The organism is bacterium (assembly GCA_009926305.1).
In the GTDB taxonomy this organism is placed as follows: Bacteria; Bdellovibrionota_C; UBA2361; order UBA2361; family RFPC01; genus RFPC01.
On record RFPC01000256.1, the window covers coordinates 1 to 1,140 of the forward strand.

General features: G+C 45.3%; 1 protein-coding gene. It reads left to right on the top strand.

The genetic code is table 11. The features are described from left to right. Window positions 1–168 precede the first annotated feature (168 nt). Window positions 169–636 (top strand): hypothetical protein, encoded by a 468-nt coding sequence (locus tag EBR25_14315; GenBank protein NBW42144.1) that lies wholly within the window; start codon window positions 169–171, stop codon window positions 634–636. The last annotated feature ends 504 nt before the right edge of the window (window positions 637–1,140 follow it).

A 1,140-nucleotide genomic window follows, 5' to 3' on the forward strand; every position in this document is an offset into this window, starting at 1 on the left:
ATTCAAGGCTAGAACTCAAAAATATAGCCTCCACCTTTCAATATACAAACAACTCCCTGCTAATTTTCAAACTATGTTTAATTATGATCCTCTTTTCACTATATTTCCTCAAGCTCCTTGGCAGGAATACCGACCCTTCACTGGTCAGTCTTAAGAGGAGGGCTCTGTATGAAAGGTTTTATTTTTGCAATATTAGGTCTTTGTGTTTTATCAGGGGTAACAGGTTGTGGTAGCGGCGGAGAATCAGGCGCTATAGTCCGTTGGGTATCGCCCGCAAATGACTCCACATTTACGAAAGGAGCTGCAATTCCATACGAGATTTCTACTCAAAATTTCAATCTCAGAATACCCCCATCGTACATGCATCATATGTCACATAATGTCCTCACTCGTAGTGGCGATCACGGAGACGAAGAAATCGATCCCACAGCGACTGAGGGGCACTATCATATCTATCTTGACGATGCAGAGGGAAGTGACCCACACCTCACTCAGTGGGGTACAACGGGTGCCTTTCAACTGGCAGATGATATCTCCTCTGGAACTCACTCGCTCCGAATCGAACTCCGCAACAATGATCACCTACGAGTTGGAATTCCTGGATCTGAAGCTATTCTCTTTTTCGATGTAGAGTAGAAAAAGACAGGTCTCTCGTTACGGTAATCATCGCTTCTCTCGCGGCCTCCCGTTATTCTCGGAGTGAATGGAGATTGGCTTATTAAGCTTACGCCTCTGCGGGCAGGAATTCTTCAAAACATTGCGTTGTTTGTAGGTAAGGTTTGATAGACGTGAGTGAGAAGCTTTGAGACTGCAAACCATAGTGATTTAAGCTCTCTTTCAAGACATGGTGTTAGGAATCATTCTATCGGTTTTCTGGCATCTTCAGTGATTACCGAAAGAGCGAAAGATTTACGTAGAACTACAAGTTATGGGACGCCCTCTACCCCTATCTCTTTGTTTCACGGCTCGTCATCTGGCTTAAGGTCTAGCGTGATGCCATGAAAAGCCCTCAGCACAACCTAGCAGCTCTTAGAGCGCTTCCTCGCTCAAGGCCACTCCTAGCGCCAGCAAAACATGGAGTCTGCCGATATCCGCAGGCTTGAGAAAAATCGTGACGAGATTAGGCAATAGGTTATAAGA

What these genes read in the sequence shown, in the direction of transcription:
- EBR25_14315 (NBW42144.1), top strand. Translation starts at nt 169, where the DNA reads ATGAAAGGTTTTATTTTTGCAATATTAGGTCTTTGTGTTTTATCAGGG.